The 24962-nt window shown below is 65.7% G+C and carries 21 protein-coding genes and 1 riboswitch; of the genes, 12 read left to right on the top strand and 9 right to left on the bottom strand.

What is annotated here, in order from left to right:
* Window positions 1–13: 13 nt before the first annotated feature.
* Window positions 14–244: a glutaredoxin family protein gene (locus tag AC1DKR_RS08275; RefSeq protein ID WP_312108388.1), complete on the bottom strand. Its 231-nt coding sequence runs from the start codon at window positions 242–244 to the stop codon at window positions 14–16.
* Between the two features lie 101 nt (window positions 245–345).
* On the opposite strand from AC1DKR_RS08275, the gene AC1DKR_RS08270 reads away from it, so the two are divergent.
* Window positions 346–1728 carry an L-serine ammonia-lyase gene (locus AC1DKR_RS08270; RefSeq protein WP_100460060.1) on the top strand — a complete coding sequence of 461 codons (1383 nt, stop codon included), beginning with the start codon at window positions 346–348 and terminating at the stop codon, window positions 1726–1728.
* A gap of 137 nt (window positions 1729–1865) precedes the next feature.
* Complete coding sequence (locus tag AC1DKR_RS08265; protein WP_363732117.1) at window positions 1866–2861, top strand: alpha/beta fold hydrolase; 996 nt, start codon at window positions 1866–1868, stop codon at window positions 2859–2861.
* Window positions 2862–2949: 88 nt separating this feature from the next.
* Here the strand turns inward: AC1DKR_RS08265 and AC1DKR_RS08260 are convergent, their stop codons facing one another.
* From AC1DKR_RS08260 to metX, 3 genes are read right to left on the bottom strand one after another with little or no spacing between them, the layout of a single operon-like run.
* The gene (locus AC1DKR_RS08260; protein ID WP_394198027.1) at window positions 2950–4017 is read right to left on the bottom strand and encodes a homoserine dehydrogenase family protein; all 1068 of its coding nucleotides are present in this window, start codon (window positions 4015–4017) and stop codon (window positions 2950–2952) included.
* Window positions 4014–5249, bottom strand: coding sequence for an O-succinylhomoserine (thiol)-lyase (locus AC1DKR_RS08255; protein WP_478032221.1), 1236 nt, complete (start codon window positions 5247–5249; stop codon window positions 4014–4016). Before AC1DKR_RS08255 ends, AC1DKR_RS08260 begins: the two co-directional genes overlap by 4 nt.
* Window positions 5246–6277 (bottom strand): homoserine O-succinyltransferase MetX, encoded by a 1032-nt coding sequence (gene metX, locus AC1DKR_RS08250; protein WP_478032219.1) that lies wholly within the window; start codon window positions 6275–6277, stop codon window positions 5246–5248. The genes AC1DKR_RS08255 and metX overlap by 4 nt, the downstream gene beginning before the upstream one ends.
* Before the next feature lie 76 nt (window positions 6278–6353).
* A riboswitch (SAM riboswitch) is annotated at window positions 6354–6472 on the bottom strand.
* Between the two features lie 137 nt (window positions 6473–6609).
* Between metX and AC1DKR_RS08245 the strand changes: the two genes are divergently transcribed.
* The 4 genes from AC1DKR_RS08245 (at window position 6610) to AC1DKR_RS08230 (ending at window position 11995) form a co-directional block, all read left to right on the top strand.
* A complete protein-coding gene (locus AC1DKR_RS08245) occupies window positions 6610–7494 on the top strand; it encodes a M23 family metallopeptidase (RefSeq protein ID WP_363732110.1) in 885 nt (294 codons plus the stop codon).
* A gap of 74 nt (window positions 7495–7568) precedes the next feature.
* Window positions 7569–9173, top strand: coding sequence for a peptide chain release factor 3 (locus tag AC1DKR_RS08240; protein WP_089236493.1), 1605 nt, complete (start codon window positions 7569–7571; stop codon window positions 9171–9173).
* A 96-nt stretch (window positions 9174–9269) separates the two neighbouring features.
* On the top strand, window positions 9270–9908 hold the full coding sequence (gene trhA, locus AC1DKR_RS08235) for a PAQR family membrane homeostasis protein TrhA (protein ID WP_312107132.1): 639 nt from the start codon (window positions 9270–9272) through the stop codon (window positions 9906–9908).
* A 113-nt stretch (window positions 9909–10021) separates the two neighbouring features.
* Window positions 10022–11995: an AsmA family protein gene (locus tag AC1DKR_RS08230; RefSeq protein WP_478032211.1), complete on the top strand. Its 1974-nt coding sequence runs from the start codon at window positions 10022–10024 to the stop codon at window positions 11993–11995.
* Between the two features lie 552 nt (window positions 11996–12547).
* On the opposite strand, the gene AC1DKR_RS08225 is transcribed toward AC1DKR_RS08230, so the two are convergent.
* From AC1DKR_RS08225 to mtgA, 3 genes are all read right to left on the bottom strand, one after another.
* Window positions 12548–12979: a CBS domain-containing protein gene (locus AC1DKR_RS08225; RefSeq protein ID WP_223496196.1), complete on the bottom strand. Its 432-nt coding sequence runs from the start codon at window positions 12977–12979 to the stop codon at window positions 12548–12550.
* The gene (locus tag AC1DKR_RS08220) at window positions 12939–13958 is read right to left on the bottom strand and encodes a glycosyltransferase family 2 protein (RefSeq protein WP_223496197.1); all 1020 of its coding nucleotides are present in this window, start codon (window positions 13956–13958) and stop codon (window positions 12939–12941) included. The genes AC1DKR_RS08225 and AC1DKR_RS08220 overlap by 41 nt, the downstream gene beginning before the upstream one ends.
* A 105-nt stretch (window positions 13959–14063) precedes the next feature.
* Window positions 14064–14813, bottom strand: coding sequence for a monofunctional biosynthetic peptidoglycan transglycosylase (gene mtgA, locus AC1DKR_RS08215; protein WP_478032208.1), 750 nt, complete (start codon window positions 14811–14813; stop codon window positions 14064–14066).
* Between the two features lie 77 nt (window positions 14814–14890).
* Between mtgA and hslO the strand changes: the two genes are divergently transcribed.
* The 3 genes from hslO (at window position 14891) to AC1DKR_RS08200 (ending at window position 19891) form a co-directional block, all read left to right on the top strand.
* Window positions 14891–15784 carry an Hsp33 family molecular chaperone HslO gene (hslO, locus tag AC1DKR_RS08210; RefSeq protein WP_478032205.1) on the top strand — a complete coding sequence of 298 codons (894 nt, stop codon included), beginning with the start codon at window positions 14891–14893 and terminating at the stop codon, window positions 15782–15784.
* Window positions 15785–15904: 120 nt separating this feature from the next.
* On the top strand, window positions 15905–16759 hold the full coding sequence (locus tag AC1DKR_RS08205; protein ID WP_230113202.1) for an XOO1806 family protein: 855 nt from the start codon (window positions 15905–15907) through the stop codon (window positions 16757–16759).
* Window positions 16760–17134: 375 nt separating this feature from the next.
* Window positions 17135–19891 carry a TonB-dependent receptor plug domain-containing protein gene (locus tag AC1DKR_RS08200; RefSeq protein WP_363732100.1) on the top strand — a complete coding sequence of 919 codons (2757 nt, stop codon included), beginning with the start codon at window positions 17135–17137 and terminating at the stop codon, window positions 19889–19891.
* A gap of 138 nt (window positions 19892–20029) precedes the next feature.
* Here AC1DKR_RS08200 and AC1DKR_RS08195 read toward each other — a convergent pair whose 3' ends face one another.
* Window positions 20030–20632 carry a TetR/AcrR family transcriptional regulator gene (locus AC1DKR_RS08195; RefSeq protein ID WP_025877807.1) on the bottom strand — a complete coding sequence of 201 codons (603 nt, stop codon included), beginning with the start codon at window positions 20630–20632 and terminating at the stop codon, window positions 20030–20032.
* Between the two features lie 142 nt (window positions 20633–20774).
* Between AC1DKR_RS08195 and AC1DKR_RS08190 the strand changes: the two genes are divergently transcribed.
* The 3 genes from AC1DKR_RS08190 (at window position 20775) to AC1DKR_RS08180 (ending at window position 24706) form a co-directional block, all read left to right on the top strand.
* Entirely contained in the window at window positions 20775–21692 is a 918-nt protein-coding gene (locus AC1DKR_RS08190) for an alpha/beta fold hydrolase (RefSeq protein WP_033831779.1), read from the top strand.
* On the top strand, window positions 21689–24166 hold the full coding sequence (locus AC1DKR_RS08185; protein ID WP_025877803.1) for an acyl-CoA dehydrogenase: 2478 nt from the start codon (window positions 21689–21691) through the stop codon (window positions 24164–24166). The genes AC1DKR_RS08190 and AC1DKR_RS08185 overlap by 4 nt, the downstream gene beginning before the upstream one ends.
* A gap of 72 nt (window positions 24167–24238) precedes the next feature.
* Window positions 24239–24706: a hotdog fold domain-containing protein gene (locus AC1DKR_RS08180; RefSeq protein WP_478032196.1), complete on the top strand. Its 468-nt coding sequence runs from the start codon at window positions 24239–24241 to the stop codon at window positions 24704–24706.
* 71 nt (window positions 24707–24777) lie between these two features.
* On the opposite strand, the gene AC1DKR_RS08175 is transcribed toward AC1DKR_RS08180, so the two are convergent.
* The coding region (locus tag AC1DKR_RS08175; RefSeq protein ID WP_478032194.1) for a hypothetical protein at window positions 24778–24962 on the bottom strand (185 nt) is incomplete at its 5' end.

Below are 24962 nucleotides of genomic sequence, written 5' to 3'. Positions count from 1 at the left end.
CCAGCGGCCGGCACTACCGCTCGGTGGCCAGCCAGGCCTGCACCGTGGCCGCATCGAATGGCCAGTCCAGCTCCCACCCACCGCGCTCATCGCGCAGCACCGGCACCCGCGCCCCATAGCGCGCCTCCAGCGCCGGCTGGTCATCGAGGAACACCGATTCGAACTCTGGCGCCCGTGCCTTGGCCAGTTCGGCCAGGGCCATGTCACACAGATGGCAGTCGTCACGCTGGAACAGGGTCAACACCGGGGTTTGCTCCCTTGGCGGAAATGCTGCGCCGCAGTCATGGAAGTGCGGCGTGAACCGCTAGAATAGCGGTCTCTCCCGGTACCCGCAGTACGGCAACCATGGCTGTCAGCACGTTCGACGTTTTCAAGATCGGCATTGGCCCGAGCTCCTCGCACACCGTCGGGCCGATGAGGGCCGCCGAGCGCTTCATCCATCGCTGGCTGCTCGACCCGGGCAAGCTTGGAGAGGTCGCGCGCATCCGTGCCGATGTGTACGGCTCGCTGGCGCTGACCGGTCGCGGCCACGGCACCGACAAGGCGATCCTGCTTGGACTGGAAGGGCAGCGCCCGAACCTGATCGACCCGGACATCATCCCGTCCACGCTGGAACGCATCCGCAGCAGCAAGCGGATCATGCTGATGGGCCAGCACGAGATCGCCTTCGACGAAAAGCGCGACCTCGGCCTGAACAAGCGGCAGAAGCTGCCCTACCACACCAACGGCATGCGCTTCACCGCGTACAACGCCGATGACGAAGTGCTGGCCACCCGCGACTACTATTCGGTCGGCGGTGGCTTCGTGGTCAACCAGGACGACGCGGCCGATGACCGTATCGTGCCTGATGAAACGCCGTTGCCCTACCCGTTCAAGAGCGGCGACGAGCTGCTGGCGCAGACCGCCCGCAGCGGCCTGAGCATCGCCCAGTTGATGTTCGAGAACGAGAAATGCTGGCGCAGCGAAGACGAGATCCGCGACAACCTGCGCGAGATCTGGAGCGCGATGCAGGCCTGCGTGGCGCGCGGCATCCGTGAGGAAGGCGTGCTGCCGGGTGGCCTGAAAGTGGGCCGCCGCGCACCGGCGCTGTACCGCGAGTTGTCGTCGAAGCCGGAAGCGGCGATGCGCGACCCGCTGACCACGCTGGACTGGGTCAACCTGTACGCGCTGGCCGTGAACGAAGAAAACGCCGCCGGTGGCCGCGTGGTCACCGCACCCACCAACGGCGCGGCGGGCGTACTGCCGGCGGTGCTGCACTACTTCGACCGCTTCTGCCCGGGCGCGAACGAACAGCGGGTGTTCGACTTCCTGCTGACCTCGGCGGCGATCGGCATCCTGTATAAGGAAAACGCCTCGATCTCCGGCGCCGAAGTGGGCTGCCAGGGCGAGGTCGGCGTGGCCTGTTCGATGGCCGCCGGTGGCCTGGTCGCGGCGCTGGGCGGCAACCCTAGCCAGATCGAGAACGCGGCGGAAATCGGCATGGAGCACAACCTGGGCCTGACCTGCGATCCGATCGGCGGCCTGGTGCAGATTCCGTGCATCGAGCGCAACGCGATGGGTGCGGTGAAGGCGATCAATGCCTCGCGCATGGCCATGCGCGGCGACGGCAAGCACAAGGTGTCGCTGGACAAGGTCATCAAGACCATGCGCGATACCGGCCGCGACATGCAGGACAAGTACAAGGAAACCAGCCGCGGCGGGCTGGCGGTGAACGTCATCGAGTGCTGATGATTGGCGCAGCCATGCATGGCCTGGCTCCACTGCAGGGCCGGGCATCGACCTGGCTCTGCAGAGTGCTTCCTTGTCGGACAACACCGTCCCCGCTTTCCGGTTAGGCTCAGACATCCCCTGCCCCGGAATGTCCCATGCGCGTGATTGCTGCTGCCTTGCTTGCCTGCGTTCCGTTGTCCGCTCTCGCTGCGCCAGCCTACGGGCCGCGGCTGGAGGGGTTCGATTACGGCTATCCGGTGAAGACCCTTGCGCTGGAATCGCAGCGCCAGGCGTTGGAAATGGCCTATCTGGATGTCGCGCCGAAGAAGAAGCCGATCGGCGTGGTGGTGCTGCTGCATGGCAAGAACTTCTGCGCAGCGACCTGGAAGGAGACGATCAAACCGCTGGTGGCGGCAGGCTACCGGGTGATCGCGCCGGACCAGGTGGGCTTCTGCAAATCGAGCAAGCCCGAGCGCTACCAGTATTCCTTCGGGCAGCTGGCCGATAATACCCATGCGCTGCTGCAGCAGCTGCAACTGGGTGACGTGCCGGTGCACGTAGTCGGGCATTCGATGGGTGGCATGCTGGCCATCCGCTATGCGCTGATGTATCCGCAGGACATGCGCAGTCTTTCGCTGGTCAATCCGATCGGGCTGGAAGACTGGAAGGCGCTGGGCGTGCCCTGGCGCAGCGTGGACGCGTGGTATGCCGGCGAAATGAACATCAGCTATGACAGCATCCGCCGCTACCAGCTGGAGGTGTACTACGACGGCAAGTGGAAGCCGGCGTATGAACCGTGGGCGCGCATGCAGTCGGGCATGTACGAAGGCGCGGGCAAGCAGCAGGTGGCCTGGAGCCAGGCGCTGACGTCGGACATGGTGTTCAACCAACCCGTCGTCTACGAACTGAAGAACCTGCAGGTGCCGACCACCTTGTTCATTGGCCAGAAGGACCGCACGGCGATCGGCCGTGACCAGGCATCGCCCGAACTGAAGGCGACGCTGGGCAACTACCCGGCACTGGGCAAATCGGCAGCGGCGGCGATACCCGGCTCGACCCTGGTCGAGTTCGCAGCACTGGGCCATTCGCCGCAGGTGCAGGACCCGAAGCAGTTCAATGCGGCGTTGTTGAAGGTGCTCAAAGCGCGTTGAGGTTCCATAACCGCCGGGCATGGCCCGGCGCTACACACGCCCTCGGTAGAGCCAGGCCATGCCTGGCTGCAGTGCGTCGATCAGCCGCTCACCCCACGATCCGCAGCACGTCATCCAGCAGCGCGGCTGCGGTCACTTCCGCGCCAGCGCCCGGTCCCTGGATCAACAGCGGCTGTGCGCGATAGCGATCGCTGTGGATGGCCACGCGGTTGTCGGTGCCCGCGCCCTGCGCCAGCGGATGGTCGACAGCCAGCTCACGCAGGCCCACCTGCGCGCCCTGGCCATCGACGCGCCCGACAAAACGCAGCACCCGACCGTTGTCGCGCGCCTGCTGCCAACGCGCCTGCAGCGGTGCATCCAGCTGCTCCAGCGCATTCACTGCATCTTCCAGCGGCAGCGCAGCCAGCGTATCCGGCACCAGTGAATCGACCTGCACCTGCGACGCGTCCAGCGCCAATCCGCTGCTGCGGGCCAGGATCAACAGCTTGCGGCGCACATCCTCGCCGGAAAGATCCAGCCGCGGGTCCGGCTCGGTGTAGCCGGCCGCCAGCGCTTCACGCACCGCCGCCGAGAACGGCGACTGGCCGTCATAGCGATTGAACAGCCACGCCAGCGAGCCGGAAAGCACGCCCTCGATGGCATGGATGTGGTCGCCACCGGCAACCAGCGCGCGCAGGCTGCTGAGCAACGGCAGGCCGGCGCCGACGGTGGCGCTGTCGCCGTAACGCGCGCCACTGTCGGCGCAACGATCGGCGATGGCCTGCGCGCGTGACAGCTGCGCACCACGGCCGAGCTTGTTGGCGGTCACCACGTGCACACCGCGCGCCAACCACTGCACGTGGCGCGCCGCTACATCTTCGCTGGCGGTGGCATCGACCACCACGTCACCACGCTCCAGCCCTTCAGCGCTGGCCCACGGTGGCGAACTCTGCCCATCACGCGGCGCACGGCGTGCCAGTTCCAGCGGCAACGCCAGATCCCGGTCGATCGCCAGCGCCGTGCGTGAATTGGCCAGCCACTGCACGCTGGGCAGTTCCAGCCCACGCGCCTGCAGCGCCTGGTAGCGCTGTACGAAGGCGGAACCGACGGTGCCGGTTCCGAGCAGCGCCAGGCGGCCGGTCCCCAGCAGCGGAATCTCGACAGGCAAAGCGCTCATGCGTCTGCCACCTGTTTGCCGCGCGCCACCGCATCGATCACCGCCTCGGCGCGTGCCAGTGCAGCGCCCAGATCCGCCAGCAGGTCACGCTCGCCTTCGATGCCAACCGACAGCCGCAGCAGGCCTTCGCTGATGCCCGCAGCCGCGCGTGCTTCGGCAGTCATTGCGGCGTGGGTCATGGTCGCCGGGTGTGCGATCAGGCTTTCCACGCCTCCCAGCGACTCGGCCAGCGTGAAGTAACGCAGGCCATCGACGAACGCACGTACAGCAGCATGCGGATCATCGCCGGCACAGCTGGCCAGTTCGAAGGACAGCATCGCGCCGAAACCACTCTGCTGACGCGCGGCAACGGCGTGGCCCGGATGATCGGCCAGGCCCGGGTAGTAGACCTTGGCCACCGCAGGATGCGCATCAAGCAGCGCCACGATCGCGGCGGTGTTTTCCTGGTGCGCGCGCAGGCGTGCATCCAGCGTACGCAGGCCGCGCAGGGTCAGGAACGCATCGAACGGCGACCCGGTAAGGCCCAGTGCATTGCCCCACCACACCAGCTGTTCGTGCACGGCGGGATCGCGGGCAATCACCGCACCGCCGACCACGTCGCTGTGGCCATTGATGTACTTGGTGGTGGAGTGCAGCACCAGGTCCGCACCGAACGACAGGGGTTGCTGCAATGCCGGCGACAGGAACGTGTTGTCGACCACCACCAACGCACCAGCTTTGTGCGCCGCGTCGATCACGAAACGCAGGTCAGTAATGCGCAGCAGCGGGTTGGACGGGGTTTCCACCAGTACCAGCTTCGGCTGCGTGGACAGGGCCTGGGCCAGCGCGCGCGGGTCGGTCAGGTCGGCGGTGACCAGTTCAAAATGGCCCTTCTTCGCCAGCGCGTTGAACAGGCGCCAGCTGCCGCCGTACGCATCGTGTGGCACCACCAGGGTGTCGCCGGGCTGCAGCAGTGCGTTCAGCACCAGGTTGATCGCGCCCATGCCGGTGGCGGTCACCACACCGCCAGCGCCGCCTTCCAGTTCTGCCAGCGCTTCACCCAGCAGGTCGCGTGTGGGATTGCCACTGCGGGTGTAGTCGTACTGGCGCTTGTTGCCGAAGCCTTCAAAGCTGAAGTTCGACGACAGCACGATCGGCGGAGTGACCGCGCCATGGGCGGTATCCCTATCGATGCCGGCGCGGACGGCGGCGGTGGTGCGACAACAGGACGGTTCAGCGGCGTGCAGGCTCATGCGGACTCTCCAGAAGTGCGGAAGGCGGTGGCGAGGATCGCGTCGATGCGATCGGTTTCTTTCAGGAAGGCGTCGTGACCGTAGGGCGAGCGCAGCACGCGCAGGCTGCCGCGTGGGCCCAGTCCCTCGACCAGACCGACCAGGTCGGCAAGCGGAACCAGGCGGTCGCCTTCAACGGCAACCACCACGGTCGGCGGCAGGATCGCGCTAGGGTCCACGCGGTGCAGGTCGATCGACTCGGACAGGCGCAGGTAGGCATTGACCGGCGTGCGCGCCACGTACTGCGCGCCAGCGGCGTCGAGGTAATCTTCGGCGGCGACACGGACGCGGCCATTGACCACTTCCGGTGCTGCGTCGAAGCGCTCGCCGAATTCTTCCGGCGTGCGGTAGCTGAGCATCGCGAACTGGCGGGCCAGTGCCAGGCCGTGGTCTTCGCCACACTGCAGCTGGCCCAGCGCCACGGCACGGCGCTGCAGCGCACGCCAGGCAGCTGCATACGGATGCGGGCGATGTGCGCCGCTGACCAGCACCAGCTGGCGTACCCGGGCACGATGCCGGATCGCGAACTGCTGGCCGACCAGCGCACCATACGAATAGCCGACGAATGCCTTCAGCGCGCGAATGCCGAGGTGGTCCAGCAGCAGTGCCAACGCATCGGCCTGGTCTGCGGTATCGATCGGCACATCCAGCGCGCCGTCGGCACCGATGAAATCGAACGCGAGCACACGCAGCTGCTGCGGATCCAGTGCGCGGCCACTGTCGACCAGGCCTTCGGCCCAGCCCTTCTCGGTGAACTGCGCATTGGAGGCCACATGGCGGTGCGCGGAAATGCCGCCGGCCAGCACCACCACCGGTGCGTTGACGGGACCGACCCACTCGTAGCGCAGGCGTACCGGGCAAGGGCCGGCATGACGCATCGACAGCACAGCGGCGAACTCGCCGCGCTCGGCGTGCACGCGGTCATCGACCGGCACGCTGACGGGGACAAAGGGTTCGGGGCGAAGCACGGTGCTGGTGGCGAAGCTCATGGCGGGTTCCGGTAGGGAAATCGGCCATCGAGCCTTCGCGGGGCTCGCGTTCGAAGTGCACGTTGGGTGCAGGTTCGAACCATCTTTCGGTGGACGCCACGGTCCCCGCAGGATTTGGCACCTACGCAGGCGCTTTCGCGTCTGCGGGCTGCCCCGGCTTCAAAGGGCCTGTCCCTCTGCCGGTCTCGATGGTGGAGCCACGATGCCAGTCCTTTTCGGGCATGTCAATCCCTTCATACGGATAAAGAGATGGATGAATGCGAAGCCCCCACGCTTCCCCCGTCCCGACAGCTTGCGTAGAGTCCCGTCGGTCCATGTCGCTGGAGCCTCCGATGCGCCGCCTGCCCCTGTCCTGCCTCCTGCTGCCCCTGTTGGCGAGCGCCCCCGCGAACGCCGCCGACTGGCGCCAGGGCTGGGGACTGGTGCCAACGACTGCAGCTGCGCCCAGTGCCGAGGCGGCGCCGCAAGCGGCGCCGATGGCCCATCTCCGCCTGCAGTCGCTGGGCGACCAGTGGCAGGCGCGGATCGACAATCCGCTGTCCGGCCCGGTGCAGATCGAGCTGCGCGCGGCCCCCGGCACACAGGTCGAGGGCCTGCCGCTGCAGTCACTGGTGCAGGCCACCGGCAGCCTGGTAGTGGGCCATCTTCCCTCTCCTGCCAACGGCAAGGCACTGGATCTTCGTCTGCAGTCGGTGCCGGGCAATCCGGCCGCGCGCGCCGAAGACGTCGCCTATCGCCTGCCGTTCGAGGCTGCCCAGCTGCGCGTGGACCAGGCGCCGCAGGGCCGGTTCAGCCACGATGACGAGGAGAACCGCGACGCCATCGACTTTGCCCTGTCCGAAGCAACGCAGGTCCTGGCCGCCCGCGAGGGTACGGTGATGCAGGTACAGGACGGTTTCCGCGGCAATGGCCTGGACCGTGAACGCGATGCCGGACGCGCCAACTTCGTTCGTATCCTGCATAGCGACGGCAGCATGGCGATGTACGCCCACCTGCAGGCCGGCGGCATGCGCGTGCGTCCCGGCCAGGCCGTGCAGGCTGGGCAGCCGATCGGCCTGTCCGGCAACAGCGGCTACAGCACCGCCCCGCACCTGCACTTCGTGGTGCAGCTCAACCGGGGCATGGGCCTGCGTTCGGTGCCGGTGCGCATCCTCGCCCCGCAGGGCGAATTGCACTTCGCCCGTGAGGGCAGCGGCGACGCCAGCGCCGGGCGCTGACCCGCCGACGCCGGCAGGCCGGTATAATCGGGCGCTTATCTCTTTGAAAAGCGCCCCGTGCGGGCGCCACTGCCATGTCCGAAGTCGCCACCGAAGCGTCGCGTCGCCGCACGTTCGCCATCATTTCCCACCCTGACGCCGGCAAGACCACGCTGACCGAAAAGCTGCTGCTGTTCGGAGGCGCGATCCAGATGGCCGGCTCGGTGAAGGGCCGCAAGGCTGCCCGCCACGCCACCTCGGACTGGATGGCGCTGGAAAAGGAGCGCGGCATCTCCGTCACCTCCTCGGTGATGCAGTTCCCGTACGAAGGCAAGATCATCAACCTGCTCGACACCCCGGGCCACGCCGACTTCGGCGAGGACACCTACCGCGTGCTGACCGCGGTGGACTCGGCGCTGATGGTGATCGACGTGGCCAAGGGCGTGGAAGAGCGCACCATCAAGCTGATGGAAGTGTGCCGCCTGCGCGACACCCCGATCATGACCTTCATCAACAAGCTCGATCGCGAGGGCAAGGAGCCGATCGACCTGCTGGATGAGGTTGAAAGCGTGCTCGGCATCCAGTGCGCACCGGTCACCTGGCCGATCGGCATGGGCCAGCGCCTGAAGGGCGTGGTCCACCTGATCACCGGCGAAGTGCATCTGTACGAGCAGGGCCGCAACTTCACCCGTCAGGATTCGACCATCTTCCCGTCGATCGATTCGCCCGGGTTGGCCGAGAAGATCGGCGAGCGCATGCTGGCCGACCTGCGCGACGAACTGGAACTGGTGCAGGGTGCCAGCCACCCGTTCGACCTGCAGGCCTACCGGGCCGGCAAGCAGACCCCGGTATTCTTCGGTTCGGGCGTGAACAACTTCGGCGTGCAGCCGCTGCTGGACTTCTTCGTCGAGCACGCACCGTCGCCGCAGGCGCGCTCCACCACCGGCCGCGAAGTCGCCCCGCAGGAGCCGAAGCTGACCGGCTTCGTGTTCAAGATCCAGGCCAACATGGATCCGCAGCACCGTGACCGCGTGGCCTTCATGCGCGTCTGCTCGGGCCGGTTCACTGCCGGCATGAAGACCCTGCACGTGCGTACCGGCAAGGACATGAAGCTGGCCAATGCGCTGACCTTCATGGCCAGCGACCGTGAAATCGCCGCCGAGGCGTGGCCGGGCGATGTCATCGGCATCCACAACCACGGCACGATCTCCATCGGCGACACCTTCACCGAAGGCGAGGCGATCACCTTCACCGGCATCCCCAACTTCGCCCCGGAACTGTTCCGTCGCGCCCGCCTGCGCGATCCGCTCAAGCTCAAGCAGCTGCAGAAGGGCCTGGCACAGCTGTCCGAGGAAGGCGCCACCCAGTTCTTCCGTCCGCTGACCAGCAATGACCTGATCCTGGGTGCGGTGGGCGTGCTGCAGTTCGATGTGGCCGCTTACCGCCTGAAGGACGAATACGGCGTGGAAGCCACCTTCGAGCAGGTCAGCGTGACCACGGCGCGCTGGGTCCATTGCAGCAACGAGAAGAAGCTGGAGGAGTTCCGCGAGAAGAACGCGCTGAACCTGGCCCTCGATGCCGCCGGCCACCTGGTCTACCTGGCGCCGACCCGGGTCAACCTGCAGCTGGCGCAGGAACGTGCGCCGGACGTGCGTTTCTCGGCGACCCGCGAAGCCGCGCATACGGTCACCGGTAACTGATTGCAGCGACCATACGGTGGCGGGGGTGCACGCGCCCGCCATCGCGGCGATGATAGGGGGGTGCAGGTCCCCCTCCCTGCAGACGATGCCCATGCCATGTCCACGACTTCCGCTGTTTCGATCCGTGAAGAAATTGCCAGCGCCCTGACCCACGGGCTGGGCGCGGTGCTTGCCCTGGCCGCCAGCGCGGTACTGATCACCCTGGCTGCGATCTACGGCGATGGCTGGCAGCTGGCCAGCGCGATCGTGTTCGGCATCGCCCTGCTGCTGCTGTACACCGCCTCCACGCTGTACCACGCCATCCAGCACCCGCAGGCCAAGGGCCGCCTGAAGGTGTTCGACCATTGCGCGATCTATGTGCTGATCGCCGGTACCTATACCCCGTTCACCCTGATCGGCCTGCGCGGCCCCTGGGGCTGGGGCATGTTCACCGCGATCTGGGCGCTGGCGCTCGGCGGCGTGGTGTTCAAGCTGTTCTACACCGGCCGCTTCAAGCTGTTGTCCACGGTGATCTACATCGCCATGGGCTGGCTGGTGGTGGTGGCCATCAAGCCGATGTGGGCCTCGATCGATGGTGGCACCCTGGCTTGGCTGTTCGGCGGCGGCCTGTCCTATACGCTGGGCACGTACTTTTACCACCGCGAATCCATCCCCTATTCGCACGCGATCTGGCATCTGTTCGTGATCGGTGGCAGCGTCTGCCACTTCGTCGCCGTGACCCGACAGGTGCTGTGATCCCGTATTGAGGGTAACGCCAGGCCCCTGGCCGGCGAGCAGGCACCGGCTCTGCACACGATGCATATGATCGCTTCGCGCCCCGTCCACCCCGACGGGGCAACCATGGTGGTGTGAATGCTGCCTCTGCTCCTGCTGATTCCAAGGCGTCGCGCTGGCGTCTGCGTCGCCCCGGCCCACGCGGGCAGCGCTGGCTGGCCGTGCTGGTGTTCCTGCTCGCGGCGATCCTGGTCCTCATCGCCCTTTGGGATTGGAACTGGTTCAAGGGCCCGGTCGAACGTGCGGTACAGGCGCGCACCGGGCGCGCCCTGCACATCGGCAACCTGGATGTCGACCTCGGCCGTATCACCACCGTGCGCGCCGATACCCTCACTTTCGCCAATGCGCCCTGGGCGAAACAGCCGAGCATGGCCAGCGCAGACCGGGTCGAGATCGACGTGCGGGTGTGGCCCCTGCTGCGCGGCAACGTGCAACTGCCCGAGATCCGCCTGACCCGCCCTGACGTGCTGCTCGAGACGGCTCCACGCAAGGGCGACCCGGGCAACTGGAACTTCCTCGGCGAGAGCAGGGGCGGCACCACACCGCAGCTCAAGCGCCTGCACATCGACGATGGTCGCCTGCAGTTCCTCGACGCACTCGGCCGCACCGACATCCTGGTGAACGTGCGTAGCGGGCAACCGAAACAGGTCGACGCTGCACCACCGTTGCTGGTGGCCGGCAAGGGCCGCTGGCGGGGCAATCCCTTCATCCTGAGCGGCGGCACCGAATCGCCGCTGGAGTTGACCGACAGCGCCCATCCTTTCCGCATCCATCTGGATGGCCGCGCTGGCGCGACCCATGCCGTCGCCACTGGCACCTTGACCAACCCGTTCCAGCTGCAGGTGTTCGACCTGCAGTTCGCGCTGAGCGGGCAAGACCTGGCCGATCTGTATCCATTGCTGGGCATCGCCATTCCGCCCTCCCCGCCCTACGCACTGGATGGCCGGCTGAAGCGTGATCAACAGGTGTGGCGTTACGAGCGCTTCACCGGAAAAGTCGGCGACAGCGACCTGGGCGGCGATGTGCAGTTCGATGTCTCCAGGGAACGCCCCCGGATGACCGCGAACCTGGTGTCGCGCCGCCTCGATTTCGATGACCTTGCAGGCTTCATCGGTGCCCCCCCGAAGACCGGTGGCGGCGAGACCGCCAATGCAGAACAGCGGGCCGAGGCCGCACGTGTGGCCGCCAGCGCAAAGGTGTTGCCTGCCACCCCGTACAACCTCGGCAAGCTTCGCGCGATGGATGCCGACGTACGCTGGAAGGCCCAGCGCATCAATGCGCCGAAGCTGCCGCTGGACGACATGGATGCACACCTGCTGTTGGATGATGGTGTACTGCGGCTGGACCCGCTGAACTTCGGCGTTGCTGGCGGCGACATCCGCAGCACGATCCGCATGGACGCACGTCGCCCGCAGATCGCAACCTCGTTGAAAGCCAGCGTGCGCGGCGTGCAGCTGGGCCAGTTGTTCCCCGATGCCAAGCTGGCCGAGCAGGCCAAGGGGGGGATCAGTGGCGCCATTGATCTGACCGGCAACGGCAACTCGATCGCGGCGATGCTCGGCAGCAGCAGCGGCAACGTGGCGTTGGGCATGGGCCGCGGTCATGTCGGCAACCTGCTGATGGAAGTGGCGGGACTGGACATCACCGAGTCGTTGAAATTCCTGTTCACTGGCGACAAACAGATTCCGCTGCGCTGCGCCTTCGCCGACTTCGGCGTGCGCGAGGGCCTGATGCATACCCGGTCGATGGCAGTGGACACCACCGATACGATCATCCTCGGCGAGGGCGATGTCAGCCTGCGCGATGAAACACTGGACCTGCTGCTGAAGCCACGGCCGAAGGACAGGAGCATCCTGGTGCTGCGCTCGCCGCTGCGCATCGGCGGCACCTTCAAGGACCCGTCGTTCCGCCCGGACTTCAAGGCTCTGGGTATCCGGGGTGCGGTGGCGTTGACGCTGGGCAGCATCGCGCCGCCGGCGGCACTGTTGGCCACCATCGAACTGGGGCCGGGCAAGGATGCCGACTGCGGTGGGCACTACGCGAAGTAGAGCGGGTGTTCGGCGCCTTGAATTTCAATGCGGCAAGCCGGAGCAAGGCGACAGGCAGGACACGCCGTAAACCCCGCTCCGCGGTCCGGCCCAGCCGCTGGCGGCTGTGCGTTCGGCCGCTTGCGAAGCAGTGCTTCGCAAGCAAAGCGCCCTCACCCATGGGGCTCGATGGCGCCATCCATGGCGCCAACGGTCCTGCCTGGGCCACCCGTCACCCTCCCGACAGTTTCCTGCGCGCGCGAAACGAGAGCAGGCATTCAAGATCAAAAGAAGAAAGCAGAATCAAAAGCAGTGCCAACCAAGGTTGGCATCTACCAACGGCAGATACCGCCGCGCTCGCAGGAACGTGTCCAGAGGCATCGGGTGCGGCTGGGCAGGACCGTGAGGCGCATGGATGCGCCGACCGAGCCCCCAGGGATGGGTTTACGGCGTGTCCTGCCCAGCCGCACCCGACGCCTCCCCGGCGTATCAGGAAGGCGCCGCTTTGGCTTTGGCTTTGGCAGTTGCTTGAAAAAGCGGGCCGGCGGGCCGCAGGCCCGCCAGCGACAGAACTCACCCCGCCACGATGTACTGCTGCAGCTGATCCAGCTCGCGCCGCTGCGCATCGATCACCGACTTCACCAGGTCACCGATGGAAATCACCCCCAGTACCTGCCCGCCCTCGACCACCGGCAGATGGCGGATGCGGTAATCGGTCACCAGTTGCAGGCAGTGTTCCACCTGCTCAGCGGGACTCACTGTCACTACTTTCGCGGTCATGATTTCCGACACAGCGGTATCGCGCGACGAACGATCGTGTAGCACGATCTTGCGTGCGTAATCACGCTCGGACAGGATCCCGACCAGCCGGGGTCCGTCCATCACCAGCACCGCACCGATGCCCTTCTGCGCCATCAGCCGGATCGCATCGATCACCGCCGCGCCAGGCGCGACCGCATGCACTTCAGGGGACTTGCCGTCCAACAGTTGCCGTACCGACGTCATCTGCCTGCCCTCCCAGGGTGGGTTGCAGGTCCGAGTCTGCCACGGAAGGGGCCAACCATGCGTCAACCAGGTACAACGGCCGTTGCTTGGATTCCTCGTAGAGACGCCCCAGGTACTCACCGATCAGCCCCAGCGCGATCAACTGCACGCCCCCCAGGAACAGGATCACCGCCATCATGGTCGGCCACCCGGCCACACGGTCGCCGTACATCGCCGCCTTCGCGATCACCCAGATGGCAAATACGAAGGCAACGCCCGCTGTGGCCAGCCCCATGTAGGTGGCCGCCCGCAGCGGGACCGTCGAAAAACCGGTAATGCCTTCCAGTGCGAAGTTCCACAGCCGCCACAGGCTGAACTTGCTGGTGCCGGCCAAGCGGGCGTGCCGGTGGTACGGCACCGCCACGCGGCGGAAACCAACCCAGCTGAAGAGCCCCTTCATGAACCGGTGGCGTTCGCGCATCTCGCGCAGTGCGCTCAGCGCGCGCGGCGACAACAAACGGAAATCGCCGGTATCGGCCGGAATGGGCGTGCGCGAAAGGCGGCCTATCACCCGGTAGAACATCGACGCGGTCGCACGCTTGCTCCAGCTTTCACCGTCGCGCACCAGGCGGGTGCCGTAGACGTTGTCGTAGCCCTCCCGCCAACGCTCGACGAACTGCGGCACCAGTTCCGGCGGGTCCTGGCCATCGGCGTCGAGGATCATCGCCGCGCCTTCGCGCACCTGGTCCAGGCCGGCGGTCAGCGCGGCCTCCTTGCCGAAGTTGCGCGACAGCTTCAGGGCCGATACCCGCGGGTCAGTCTGGGCCAGCGACGTGATCAACGACCAGGTCGTGTCACTGCTGCCATCATCCACGTACAGGATGTGCCCATCGATTCCGACCAGGCCATCCAGTACCGCGCACAGCCGCGGATGCAGCTGGGGCAGTGCCAGTTCCTCGTTGTGCGCGGCGATGACGAAAGTAAGGCGTTCGCGAGTCATCGCGCGATTGTACGTGGTTGACGGGCGCGCAGCCCGTCAGTCAACGGTTCCAGGCACCTGCTTGCCGTACGAATACCGAGGTACCACCAGCACCGCTCGTGCCCCTCAGTCTTCCGCCAGATACCCCGCTCCACCCAGCTGCCTTGCCTGGCGCTGGATCCACGACGCACGCCGCTGCACGTAGGGGCCTGGCTTGGCCGCGTTGTAGCGGCGCGGCGCCGGCAGCACGGCCGCCAGACGTGCACTCTCCGCAGGGCTCAGCCGCACGGCGTCCTTGCCCCAGAATGTCTGCGCCGCCGCCTGTGCGCCATACACGCCGTCGCCGAACTCGGCGATGTTGGCGTACATCTCCAGGATCCGCTGCTTCGGCCAGAAGGCTTCGATCAGCACCGTGTACCAGACCTCCAGGCCCTTGCGGATCCAGCTGCGGCCCTGCCACAGGAACAGGTTCTTGGCCACCTGCTGGCTGATCGTGCTGGCCCCGCGCAGGCGTCCGCCCCGCGCGTTGTGGTCGCGCGCCTTTTCAATGGCCTGCAGGTCGAATCCGCTATGGTCAGGGAAGCGCTGGTCCTCGGCGGCCACCAGCGAGATGGGCAGGCTCGGCGCCATCTGGTCAAGGTCCCGCCACTGGTAGTGCAGCCGGTAGGACCAGTCACCTTCACCCAGTGCCTCGCCGAAACGCCAGACCATCACCGTGGACAGCGGCGGATCGATGAAACGCAGCACCAGCACCTGCAGGCAGCTGAAAGCCACGAACAGCACCGGCAGCCACAGCAGCCGCTTCCAGCGCCAGCGCCTGCGCGGCGCCGTGTCGGCGGCGGCCACTACCTTGTCCTGCTCTCCCCCTGCCCCCATTACTGGTGCATCCTTCTTATGCCTGGTTGTCGGCGCATTATCCGGCAACCATCCCTGTTTCCGCGCGATGTGAGCCGATGACCGCCCAATCCGATTCCCTTATCCGTTTCCTGCTCCCCGACGCCGGTGTCCGTGGCGTCCACGTGCGCCTGCAGACCACCTGGCAGGACATCCAGTCCCACGGCGAGTATCCGGACAGTGCAACCGAGCTGCTCGGCGAGGCCTGCGTGGCGTCGGCGCTGTTCACCGGCCACACCAAGGTGGACGGCCGCCTGTCGATCCAGCTGCGCAGCAATACCGCGCTGCGCACCCTGTTCGCCGAATGCACCGCCGCCGGCACCCTGCGCGGCATCGTCCAGTTGGCCGAGGGCGGTGACGCCCCCCGCGACCTGACCGATCTGGGCCAGGGTGCCCTGCTGGCCATCACCATCGAGAATCCGGGCCTGGATCCGCGCGAACCGCAGCGCTACCAGAGCCTGGTCGCGCTGACCGCGCCGGAACTGGATGAAGCGTTCGAGGACTACTTCCGCCAGTCCGAGCAGTTGCCGACGCGGCTGCTGCTGGCCGCCGGCCGCGACGGCGCTGCCGGCCTGCTGCTGCAGAAGCTGCCTGGCGACGAGGGCGACGACGACGGTTGGGCCCGCGCCAGCGCACTGTTCGACACCCTGGGCAAGGCCGAGCTGCTGGCCACCCCTGCCGAGGAACTGCTGCACCGCCTGTTCCACGAGGAGAAGGCAGAGCTGGTGGGTGACAAGGCCCTGTCCTTCGCCTGCTCCTGCTCGCGTGAACGGGTCGCCTCGATGCTGTTCTCGCTGGGCGAGGAAGAGGCCCGTGCCGCTGCCGAAGACACCGGCGCGGTGGACGTACGTTGCGAATTCTGCGGACAGGAGTATCACTTTCCGTTGACGGAGTTCGGCATACTGTTCCACGGTGCCCAGGGGGCTGTACCGGCACCTGAACGTCTTCAGTAAAAACGAATGAGTCTTGTATCTGGGGAGGAACAAGGCTTGTTAAGAATTCATAAACACCCTAGGATCGAGTTCCCGTCCCAGCGGGAACTTTCACTGTCCGTCCCTGTCTGAACTGGTCCGATGCGTACCTTCCTGCGTCTACCGCTGGCCCTGCTGATCGCCCTTGGCGCGATCACGGGCGTGCATGCGCAGAGCAAGGACACCCGCACCGTGATTCCGGTCTGGAACAAGGGCAGTGGCAAGGTCGAGGCCCTGCTGTATCTGGAACCGACCGGTGAACAGGCCGTCGGCGCACGCTGGCATTTCGGCCGCAATTCGCTCGATGCTGCGTTCGGCCTTTCCTCGGGCGACTCGCTGGGCCTGCTGTGCAACAGCAGCAGCGGCTCCAGCATCAGCGGCTTGGCCAGCCATTGCATGCTGGCCAGCCTGGGCGACGAGGACGACGCCATCGGCTCCAACCGGCGCCTGACCGGCACCGCCGCGCTCAACCGTGGCACCGGCCGCCTGGGAATCACTGCCGGCACTGGCCGCGAGACCCTGCCCGCCTGGCTGGCGACGCCCAGCAAGACTCCCTCGCTGCGCGCCGAACAGAATGACCTGACGGTGTTCGCACAGAAGAACATCGGTCGCGAAGGCTTTGTCTCCATCGCCGGCACGTATGCCAAGGCACGCCTGGTACCCCTGGCTGACGCCTCGCCGGCCATCGTCGACCGCTGGGACAGCAAGAGCCTGAGCCTGGGCGCCGGCTACGGCAATTTCAGTGGCAGCATCATCGGTCGCGTGGTTGACGTTCCCGGCAAGCCCGGCAAATGGGAAGGCCTGGGCATCGGCCTGACCTGGCGCACCCCGTGGTCCGGCCAGCTCACCGTCGGCGCGGAGAACGTCATCAGCCGCGGCAAGAACCCGTTCTCCCCGCGCAACGAAAGCAACGATGACGGCACCGTGCCGTACGTGCGCTACGAGCAGGATCTGTAGCCGCTCATCGACTGGTAACAAGCAGTGTTCAACATCGGGCGCCCTGGGGCGCCCGAATTGTTTCTGGACGCATCTGTCAAGTGCGAAAAGCACTCATCCGTTACAAACGGATACATCACGACATGCATCAACTGAAACTTTTTTGTGCTTCAAGGGCAGGCAGGCGCGGTTGCGCCTCTTCGCACATCCCGATAACTCGTTGAAATAAAAGAAATCAAGGCGCATTCATGTGTAACCACAGTGTGAATTAACACAGCTTTAATTTTTGGCGAAGGGCCGTTACTATCGATTCAGCCTCGCGATTTTGGAGCCTTCTTTTTTGGCCCCGCCGCGCAGGCACTACCCCAGCCAAGATTTCTTGGAGAGAGAGAGCCAATGAATTTCCAGTCCAACAAGCTGCGTGACGCTGTCGTCGTCGCGCTGATCGCCGGTGCGGCGACGTCCGTAACAGCCCAGGCGCAGGAAGCGACCAACCTGGATCGCATTTCGGTAACCGGTTCGCGCATCAAGAGCACCGATATCGAAACCTCGCAGCCGGTCCTGAGCCTGACCCGCGCCGACATCGAGAAGCAGGGCGTGACCTCGGTCGCCGACATCCTGCAGCGCGTTGCCGCCAACGGTGCCGCACTGAACCGTACCTTCAACAATGGCGGCGACGGTACGTCCGGCATCAGCCTGCGCAACCTCGGTGCCGAACGCACCCTGGTGCTGGTCAACGGCCGTCGCTGGACCACCGGCCTGGATGGCAGCGTCGACCTCAACACCATCCCGGTTGCGATGATCGAGCGGATCGACGTCCTGAAGGACGGCGCTTCGACCATCTACGGTTCGGATGCCATCGCCGGCGTGGTGAACATCATCACCAAGCAGAACTTCGACGGCGCCGAAGCGAACTTCTACAAGGGCCAGTACAGCCAGGGCGACGGCGAGCGCGAAGCGGCCGACTTCACCATCGGCACCACCACCGACCGCGCGTCGCTGGTGCTCGGCGTGTCCTACGTGAAGGAAGGCACCGTGATGGCTGGTGATCGCAAGATCTCAGCCGGTGGCCCGCCGTTCTTCGGCGGCCAGAGCAGCACCGGTATCCCGGGCTCCTACATCCGCGATGACGAGCGCTATGTACTCATCAACGGCGTGCAGACCCCGTTCGACAGCGACGTGCATGGTTACAACACCTCGCCGGACAACTACCTGCTGACCCCGCAGGAACGCACCTCGCTGTTCGCCACCGGTTCCTACAACGTCACCGACAACATCACCTTCCGTACCGAGGCGATGTACAACGAGCGCAAGTCCGAGCAGCTGCTCGCGGCGATGCCGGTGACCGGCCGTCGCCTGAGCGCCAGCAGCATGTACAACCCGTTCGGCGAGGACCTGACCGGCGTGAATCGCCGCTTCAATGAAACCGGCGGCCGTTCGTTCAACCAGAACGTCAAGAACTGGCACTTCTACGGTGGTTTCGAGGGCTTCTTCGAATTCGCCGACCGCAACTTCGACTGGGACGTCGGCTACCGTTACGACAAGACCGACCAGAACGACCTGACCTACGGCCTGTTCAACGTCCAGCGCTTGAACGAAGCCTATGGCCCGTCGGCAATGCAGGGTGGCCAGGCCGTCTGTCTGACCGCAGCCGGCGCTGTCATTCCGGGCTGTGTGCCGATGAATCCGCTGGGCGGGCTGGGCTCGATCTCGCAGGAAGCACTGGACTACGCCTCCTTCACCGCGCATGACTCGGCCAGCCTGGTTTCCAAGAGCTACTACGCCAACATCTCCGGTGAAATCGTGCAGTTGCCGGCAGGTGCGCTGGGCTTCGCAGCAGGTTATGAAGGCCGTAAGGAAAGTGGCCAGTTCGATCCGGACGCGTTCATTGCCGCTGGCCTGAGCACCGGCAACGGCGCGGCACCGACCAAGGGCGCCTACGACCTGGACGAGTTCTTCCTGGAATTGTCGATCCCGGTGCTGGCTGACCTGCCGGGTGCCAAGCTGCTCGACTTCAGCGTGGCTTCGCGCTACTCGAAGTACAGCAACTTCGGCAACACCACCAACAACAAGTTCGGTTTCCGCTGGAAGCCGATCGATGACCTGATGGTGCGTGGTAACTACTCCGAAGGCTTCCGTGCGCCGAGCATCAACAACCTGTATCGCGGCGACGCCGATTCGTTCGAAACCTATGCCGATCCGTGCTCGGCCTCCAGCGGTCGTCGCACCGGTGCGGTGGCTGCGCAGTGCGCTGCTGAAGGCGTACCGGCGAACTTCCAGCAGCCGGGTGCCGGCAGCGGCGCCAACAAGCAGACGCCGGAAGCGTTCACCTGGAAGTCCAACCCTGATCTGAAGCCGGAAACCTCGACCAGCAAGACGCTGGGCCTGGTGTGGAGCCCGAGCTTCGTTACCGGCCTGAACGTAACCGTGGACTGGTGGCAGATCGAGGTCGAAGACGCCATCACCCGTCCGGCGATCGGCGACATCATGGATCGCTGCTACGGTGGTTCACCGCAGGAACAGGCAGCCTACTGCGGCCTGATCACCCGCGACCCGACCTACGGCACCGCGACCCAGCGCTATACCATCACCAACGTCGACATGCCGCTGCAGAACCTGTCCTCGTACAAGGTGGAAGGCTGGGATGTGGGCGTCCTGTACAAGCTGCCGGAAACCTCGTTCGGCCAGTTCACCGTCAGCTGGGACAGCACCTATCTGTCCAAGTGGGACACCAAGTCCACCGAAGATGCTCCGGTCGACGGCCGTGCCGGTCGCTACCTCGACCAGGATCCGTACTGGCGCATCCGTTCCAACCTGTACGTCGACTGGTCCTACGGTGATTTCGGCGTGAACTACGGTCTGCGCTACAAGTCGGGCATGACCGAAGAATGTCCGTTCGATCCGGTGCGCGACTCCGACCTGGTGGGCTACTGCTCCGACGGCCAGAACGGCAAGAACCACATGGCATCGACCACCTACCACGACATCCAGGTGCGCTACAACACCCCGTGGAAGGGCACGATCATGCTGGGTCTGAACAACGCATGGGACAAGCAGCCGCCGGTCTCGTACTCGACCTCGTACAACATGTTCGACCCGCAGTACGACCTGCCGGGCCGCTACATGTACATGCAGTACAAGCAGAAGTTCTGATCGATCCAGTGATCAGCTGATGCAGCAACGGCCCCGAAAGGGGCCGTTGTTTTTTGTACGTACGTTGCTGGCGTCAACACCAAAGAAGAAGGCCGCGGCATTGCCGCGGCCTTTCTGCATCCAGCGATGAAGAACGCCTCAGCCGTTCGGAATCAGCGTGTCGATCAGGTGTTCGACATACGCTTCGAAGTCCTCGCGCGCCTGCTTGGGCTGCTGCAGCTGCAACGACAACTGCAGGAAGCCCACATACGCCGCATAGGCCAGGCGTGCGCGATGGCGTGCATCGGTCGAGCTCAGGCCCGCCTGGCGGAACGAGGCGATCAGGTAATCGAGCCGCCGCTGCGACACGCGGTCGATCACCGGCCGCACCATCGGATGGTCCAGCGCCTTCAGCAACTCGCTGTAGATGATGTGCGGCTGTACTTCGTGCGCCACCATCTGGAACAGCTGGCGCAGGCGCACGCGCGGGTCCGGCACGTCTTCCAGGCTGCCGAACACCTGTTCCTGCTCGAACAGTTCCCAGCGTTCCAGCGCGGCCTGCAGCAGCGCATCACGCGAGGGGAAGTGCCAGTAGAAACTGCCTTTGGTCACGCCAAGGCGGCGCGCCAGCGGCTCCACCGCGACGGCGCTGACACCTTGCTCGGCAATCAGATCGAGGGCCGCCTGGGCCCAGTCTTCGGCACTCAGGCGGCTGTTGCGGCCGGCACGCGGTTCGCCGGCGGAAGCGTCAGGTTGATTCATTTGCTGATTTAACCATACGCCGGGGTTCGTTGCAGTACGCGGTTGCGGCCGAAACCGTCGACAACCGGGCCAGAAGGGATTCCTGCAGCGCACCATACCGTGCAGTATTGACTTCCTGCAGAAGCAATCCATACTAACGAGTATGGTTATGTCCCCTACTCCCGCTGCATTCCATGACCTGCGCCTGGAGGCTGCCCACGGCGCCTCGCTGGCTGCAACTGCCAGCACCTCCGGCCGTCGCGGGCGCGTGCTGTTCGCACACGGCTTTGGCCAGACCCGCCATGCTTGGACAACCACGGCCAAAGCACTGTCGGCCGCTGGCCTGCAGACGCTGGCCTACGACGCCCGCGGTCATGGCGATTCCGATTGGAATGCAGCCGATCTGGCCTATCACGGCGAGCAGTTCGCCGATGACCTGATCGTGCTTGCCGGCGAGCAGCCGCGACCGCCGGTGCTGGTGGCGGCCTCGATGGGGGGCCTGTTCGGCCTGTTGGCCGAATCGCGCTGGCCCGGGCTGTTCTCGGCCATGGTGCTGGTGGACATCACCCCGCGCTGGGATACCGCTGGCGTCGAACGCATCCTCGCCTTCATGACCGCGCACCCGGAAGGATTCGCCTCGCTGTCGCAGGCTGCCGATGTGATTTCGGCCTATGTGCCGCACCGCCCGCGCAAATCCGAGGATTCACTGCGCGCCCTGCTGCGCGAAGATGGCCATGGCCGCTGGCGCTGGCATTGGGACCCCCGCCTGGTGGCCGAGCTGGCCCGCGACAGCGAGCAGCACCAGGATGCACTGGCCGAGGCCGCGCGCCAGGTGAAGTGCCCCCTGCTGCTGGTCAGCGGTGGCCGCAGCGACCTGGTCACCCCGCAGACGGTGGCCGAATTCCTGGCATTGGCGCCACACGCACGCCACGTACAGTTGCCGCAGGCCACGCACATGGTCGCCGGTGATGACAACGACGCCTTTACCGCTACTGTGTTGGACTATCTGGACGTGTTGCCCGCAGCGGATGCTGCAGCTTCGTCCGCCATAAACGAGCACGTCACCGGAGCACGCTCATGAGCCTCGTCATTCCCTTCCTCGCCCTGCTGCTGGCAGGCGCGTTCGTCGCCTACCACCGCATGCGCCTGCTGACCTGGACGCTGATCAGCGTGGCCCTGCTGGTGGCCTGCTGGTTCATCCCCTACGTCAACCAGACCGCCACGATCGTCGCTGCCGCGATACTGGCCGTGATCGTCGTGCCGCTGCTGCTGCCGTTCATCCGCAAGCCGCTGCTGACCGGCCCGATGATGAAGGTGTTCCGCAAGGTGCTGCCGCCGCTGTCGCAGACCGAGCGCATCGCCCTGGAAACCGGCTCGGTCGGCTTCGAAGGCGAACTGTTCACCGGTGATCCGGACTGGAACATCCTGCTGAACTACCCCAAGCCGCAGCTGACAGCCGAAGAACAGGCCTTCCTCGATGGCCCGGTCGAACAGCTGTGCACGATGGTCAACGACTGGGAAATCACCCACGTCCATGCCGACCTGCCGCCGGAACTGTGGGCCTTCATCAAGAAGAACAAGTTCTTCGGCATGATCATTCCGAAGGAATACGGCGGCCTGGGCTTCTCCGCGCTGGCCCACCACAAGGTGATCCAGAAGCTGGCCTCGGTGTCTTCGGTGGTCAGTTCGACCGTCGGCGTGCCCAACTCGCTGGGCCCGGGTGAACTGCTGGTGCATTACGGCACCCAGGAACAGAAGGACCAGTACCTGCCGCGTCTGGCCGATGGCCGTGAAGTGCCCTGCTTCGGCCTGACCGGTCCGTTCGCCGGCTCCGACGCGACCTCGATTCCCGACTATGGCATCGTCTGCAAGGGCGAGTGGAACGGCGAGCAGGTGCTCGGCGTCAAGCTGACCTTCGACAAGCGCTACATCACCCTGGCGCCGGTCGCCTCGCTGATCGGCCTGGCCTTCCGCATGTACGATCCGGATGGCCTGATCGGCCAGACCCGCGACATCGGCATCACCCTGGGCCTGCTGCCGCGCGAGACCGCCGGCGTTGAAATCGGCCGTCGCCACTTCCCGCTGAACTCGACGTTCCAGAACGGCCCGATCCGCGGCAAGGACGTGTTCATTCCGCTGACCCAGCTGATCGGTGGCGCTGCGATGGCCGGCAAGGGCTGGAACATGCTCAACGAGTGCCTGGCCGTGGGCCGCTCGATCACCCTGCCCTCCACCGCCAGCGGCGGTGCCAAGGCCGGTGCCGCGGTCACCGGTGCCTATGCGCGCATCCGCAAGCAGTTCGGCCTGTCGGTCGGCCGCTTCGAAGGCGTGGAAGAAGCGCTGGCCCGCATCGGTGGCAAGGCGTACAAGATCAGCGCGCTGTCGCAGGCCACCGCCGCTGCTGTGGACCGCGGTGACGTGCCGTCGGTGCCGTCGGCGATCGCCAAGTACCACTGCACCAACATGAGCCGCGAAGTGATCTCGGACATGATGGACGTGATCGGCGGCAAGGGCATCATCCTGGGGCCGCGCAACTTCGCCGGCCGCAGCTGGCAGGCCGCGCCGATCGCCATCACGGTGGAAGGCGCCAACATCATGACCCGCAGCCTGCTGATCTTCGGCCAGGGTGCGATCCTCTGCCACCCGTGGGTGCTGAAGGAAATGAAGGCCGCGCAGGATCCGGACACCCGTGCCGGCCTGCAGGACTTCGACCGCAGCCTGTTCGGCCACATCCGCTACGGCATCTCCAACGCCGTTCGTTCGTTCTGGTTCGGCCTGACCGGCGCACGCTTCGGCGCTGCCCCGGGTGATGCCTATACCCGCCGTTACTTCCGCAAGCTGGACCGTTACTCGGCCAACCTGGCGCTGATGGCCGACATCTCGATGATGACGCTCGGCGGCAAGCTGAAATTCAAGGAATCGCTGTCCGGCCGCCTGGGCGACGTGCTGAGCCATGTCTACATGACCAGCGCCATGCTCAAGCGCTACCACGACGAAGGCGCGCCGCAGGCGGACCAGCCGCTGCTGGCCTGGGCCTTCCATGACAGCGTGCACAAGATCGAGGAATCGCTGTCGGCCGCCCTGCGCAACTTCCCGATCCGTCCGATCGGCTGGTTGATGTGGGCACTGATCTTCCCGCTGGGCCGTCGTGCCGAGGCCCCCGGCGACCGCCTGAGCCGTCGCGTGGCTGCGCTGCTGATGGCCCCGAACGAAGCCCGCGACCGCCTCGCCAGCGGCGTGTTCCTGACCCCGTGCGAGAACAACCCGGGTGGCCGCATCAACAGCTACCTGAGCAAGGCGATCATGGCCGAGCCGGTGGAGCGCAAGTTCCTGAAGGCGCTGAAGAGCAAGGGCATCGAGGCGCTGGACTTCAACAGCCAGCTCGACGAGGCCGTGGCCGAAGGCGTGATCACCCAGGACGAGCGCAGCCTGCTGGAAGAGCTGCGTACGCTGACCTTGGACACCATCACCGTGGACGACTTCGACACCCACGAACTGCGCGCGGCCAGCTACTACGACCGCCAGAACAAGGACCCGCACTCGCAGGCGGCCTGATCGCCCGCGACACGCGTTGCCTCGACGGCGGGCCTGGCCCGCCGTCGCTTTGTCCGCCGACCGGAAACCGCCATGTCCACGCCCCTGCTTTCGCTCTATCACCGCCTGCAGCGCTGGCCTGCCGGTACTTGGCTGTTCTCGCGCGCGGTGTGCTTCAAGGCGCCCTATTTCGCCAGCATCGCCCCGCGCATCACGCGCCTGGAGATCGGCCGCTGCGAGGGCACGCTGGCCGACCGCCGCAGGGTGCGCAACCACATCGGCACGGTGCACGCGATCGCGATGTGCAACCTGGCCGAGCTGACCGCCGGGCTGATGGTCGACGCGTCGCTGCCGAAGGGCATGCGCTGGATCCCTAAGGGCATGCAGGTGCAGTACCTGGCCAAGGCGCGCGGCACGCTGCACGCGGTGGCGTTGCCGGCGCAGCCGATCGTGGTGGCAGCGGAAGGCTACGCGTTGCCGGTGACGGTGAGCGTGCGCGACCGCGCGGGCACGGAAGTGTTCAGTGCGGTCATCGACATGTGGGTGTCGCCGGCGAAGTGATGTTCCTGCGAACGGCGCAGCCCCTCGTGGGTTGGTCGCAGAAAGCGCTGGTTTGGCTGGGGGCGGTGGGTTCACGGCGTCCCCTGCCCAGCCCATCCGCCCGGCCCCTGACAGTTTCCGTGTGCGGCCAGCCCACGGAGAAGAAAAAAGAAGATCAAGAGCAACAGCGGGTCGCTGCGCTCGTGGGTTCTGCGCGCATGAAAAAAGCGGCCACCGGGCCGCGTTTGTTTTTGCTTTTGCTCTTCTTTTTTCTCTT

It is taken from the genome of Stenotrophomonas sp. 01N47 (assembly GCF_056399165.1).
This window is presented reverse-complemented; position numbering and strand designations above follow the sequence as displayed.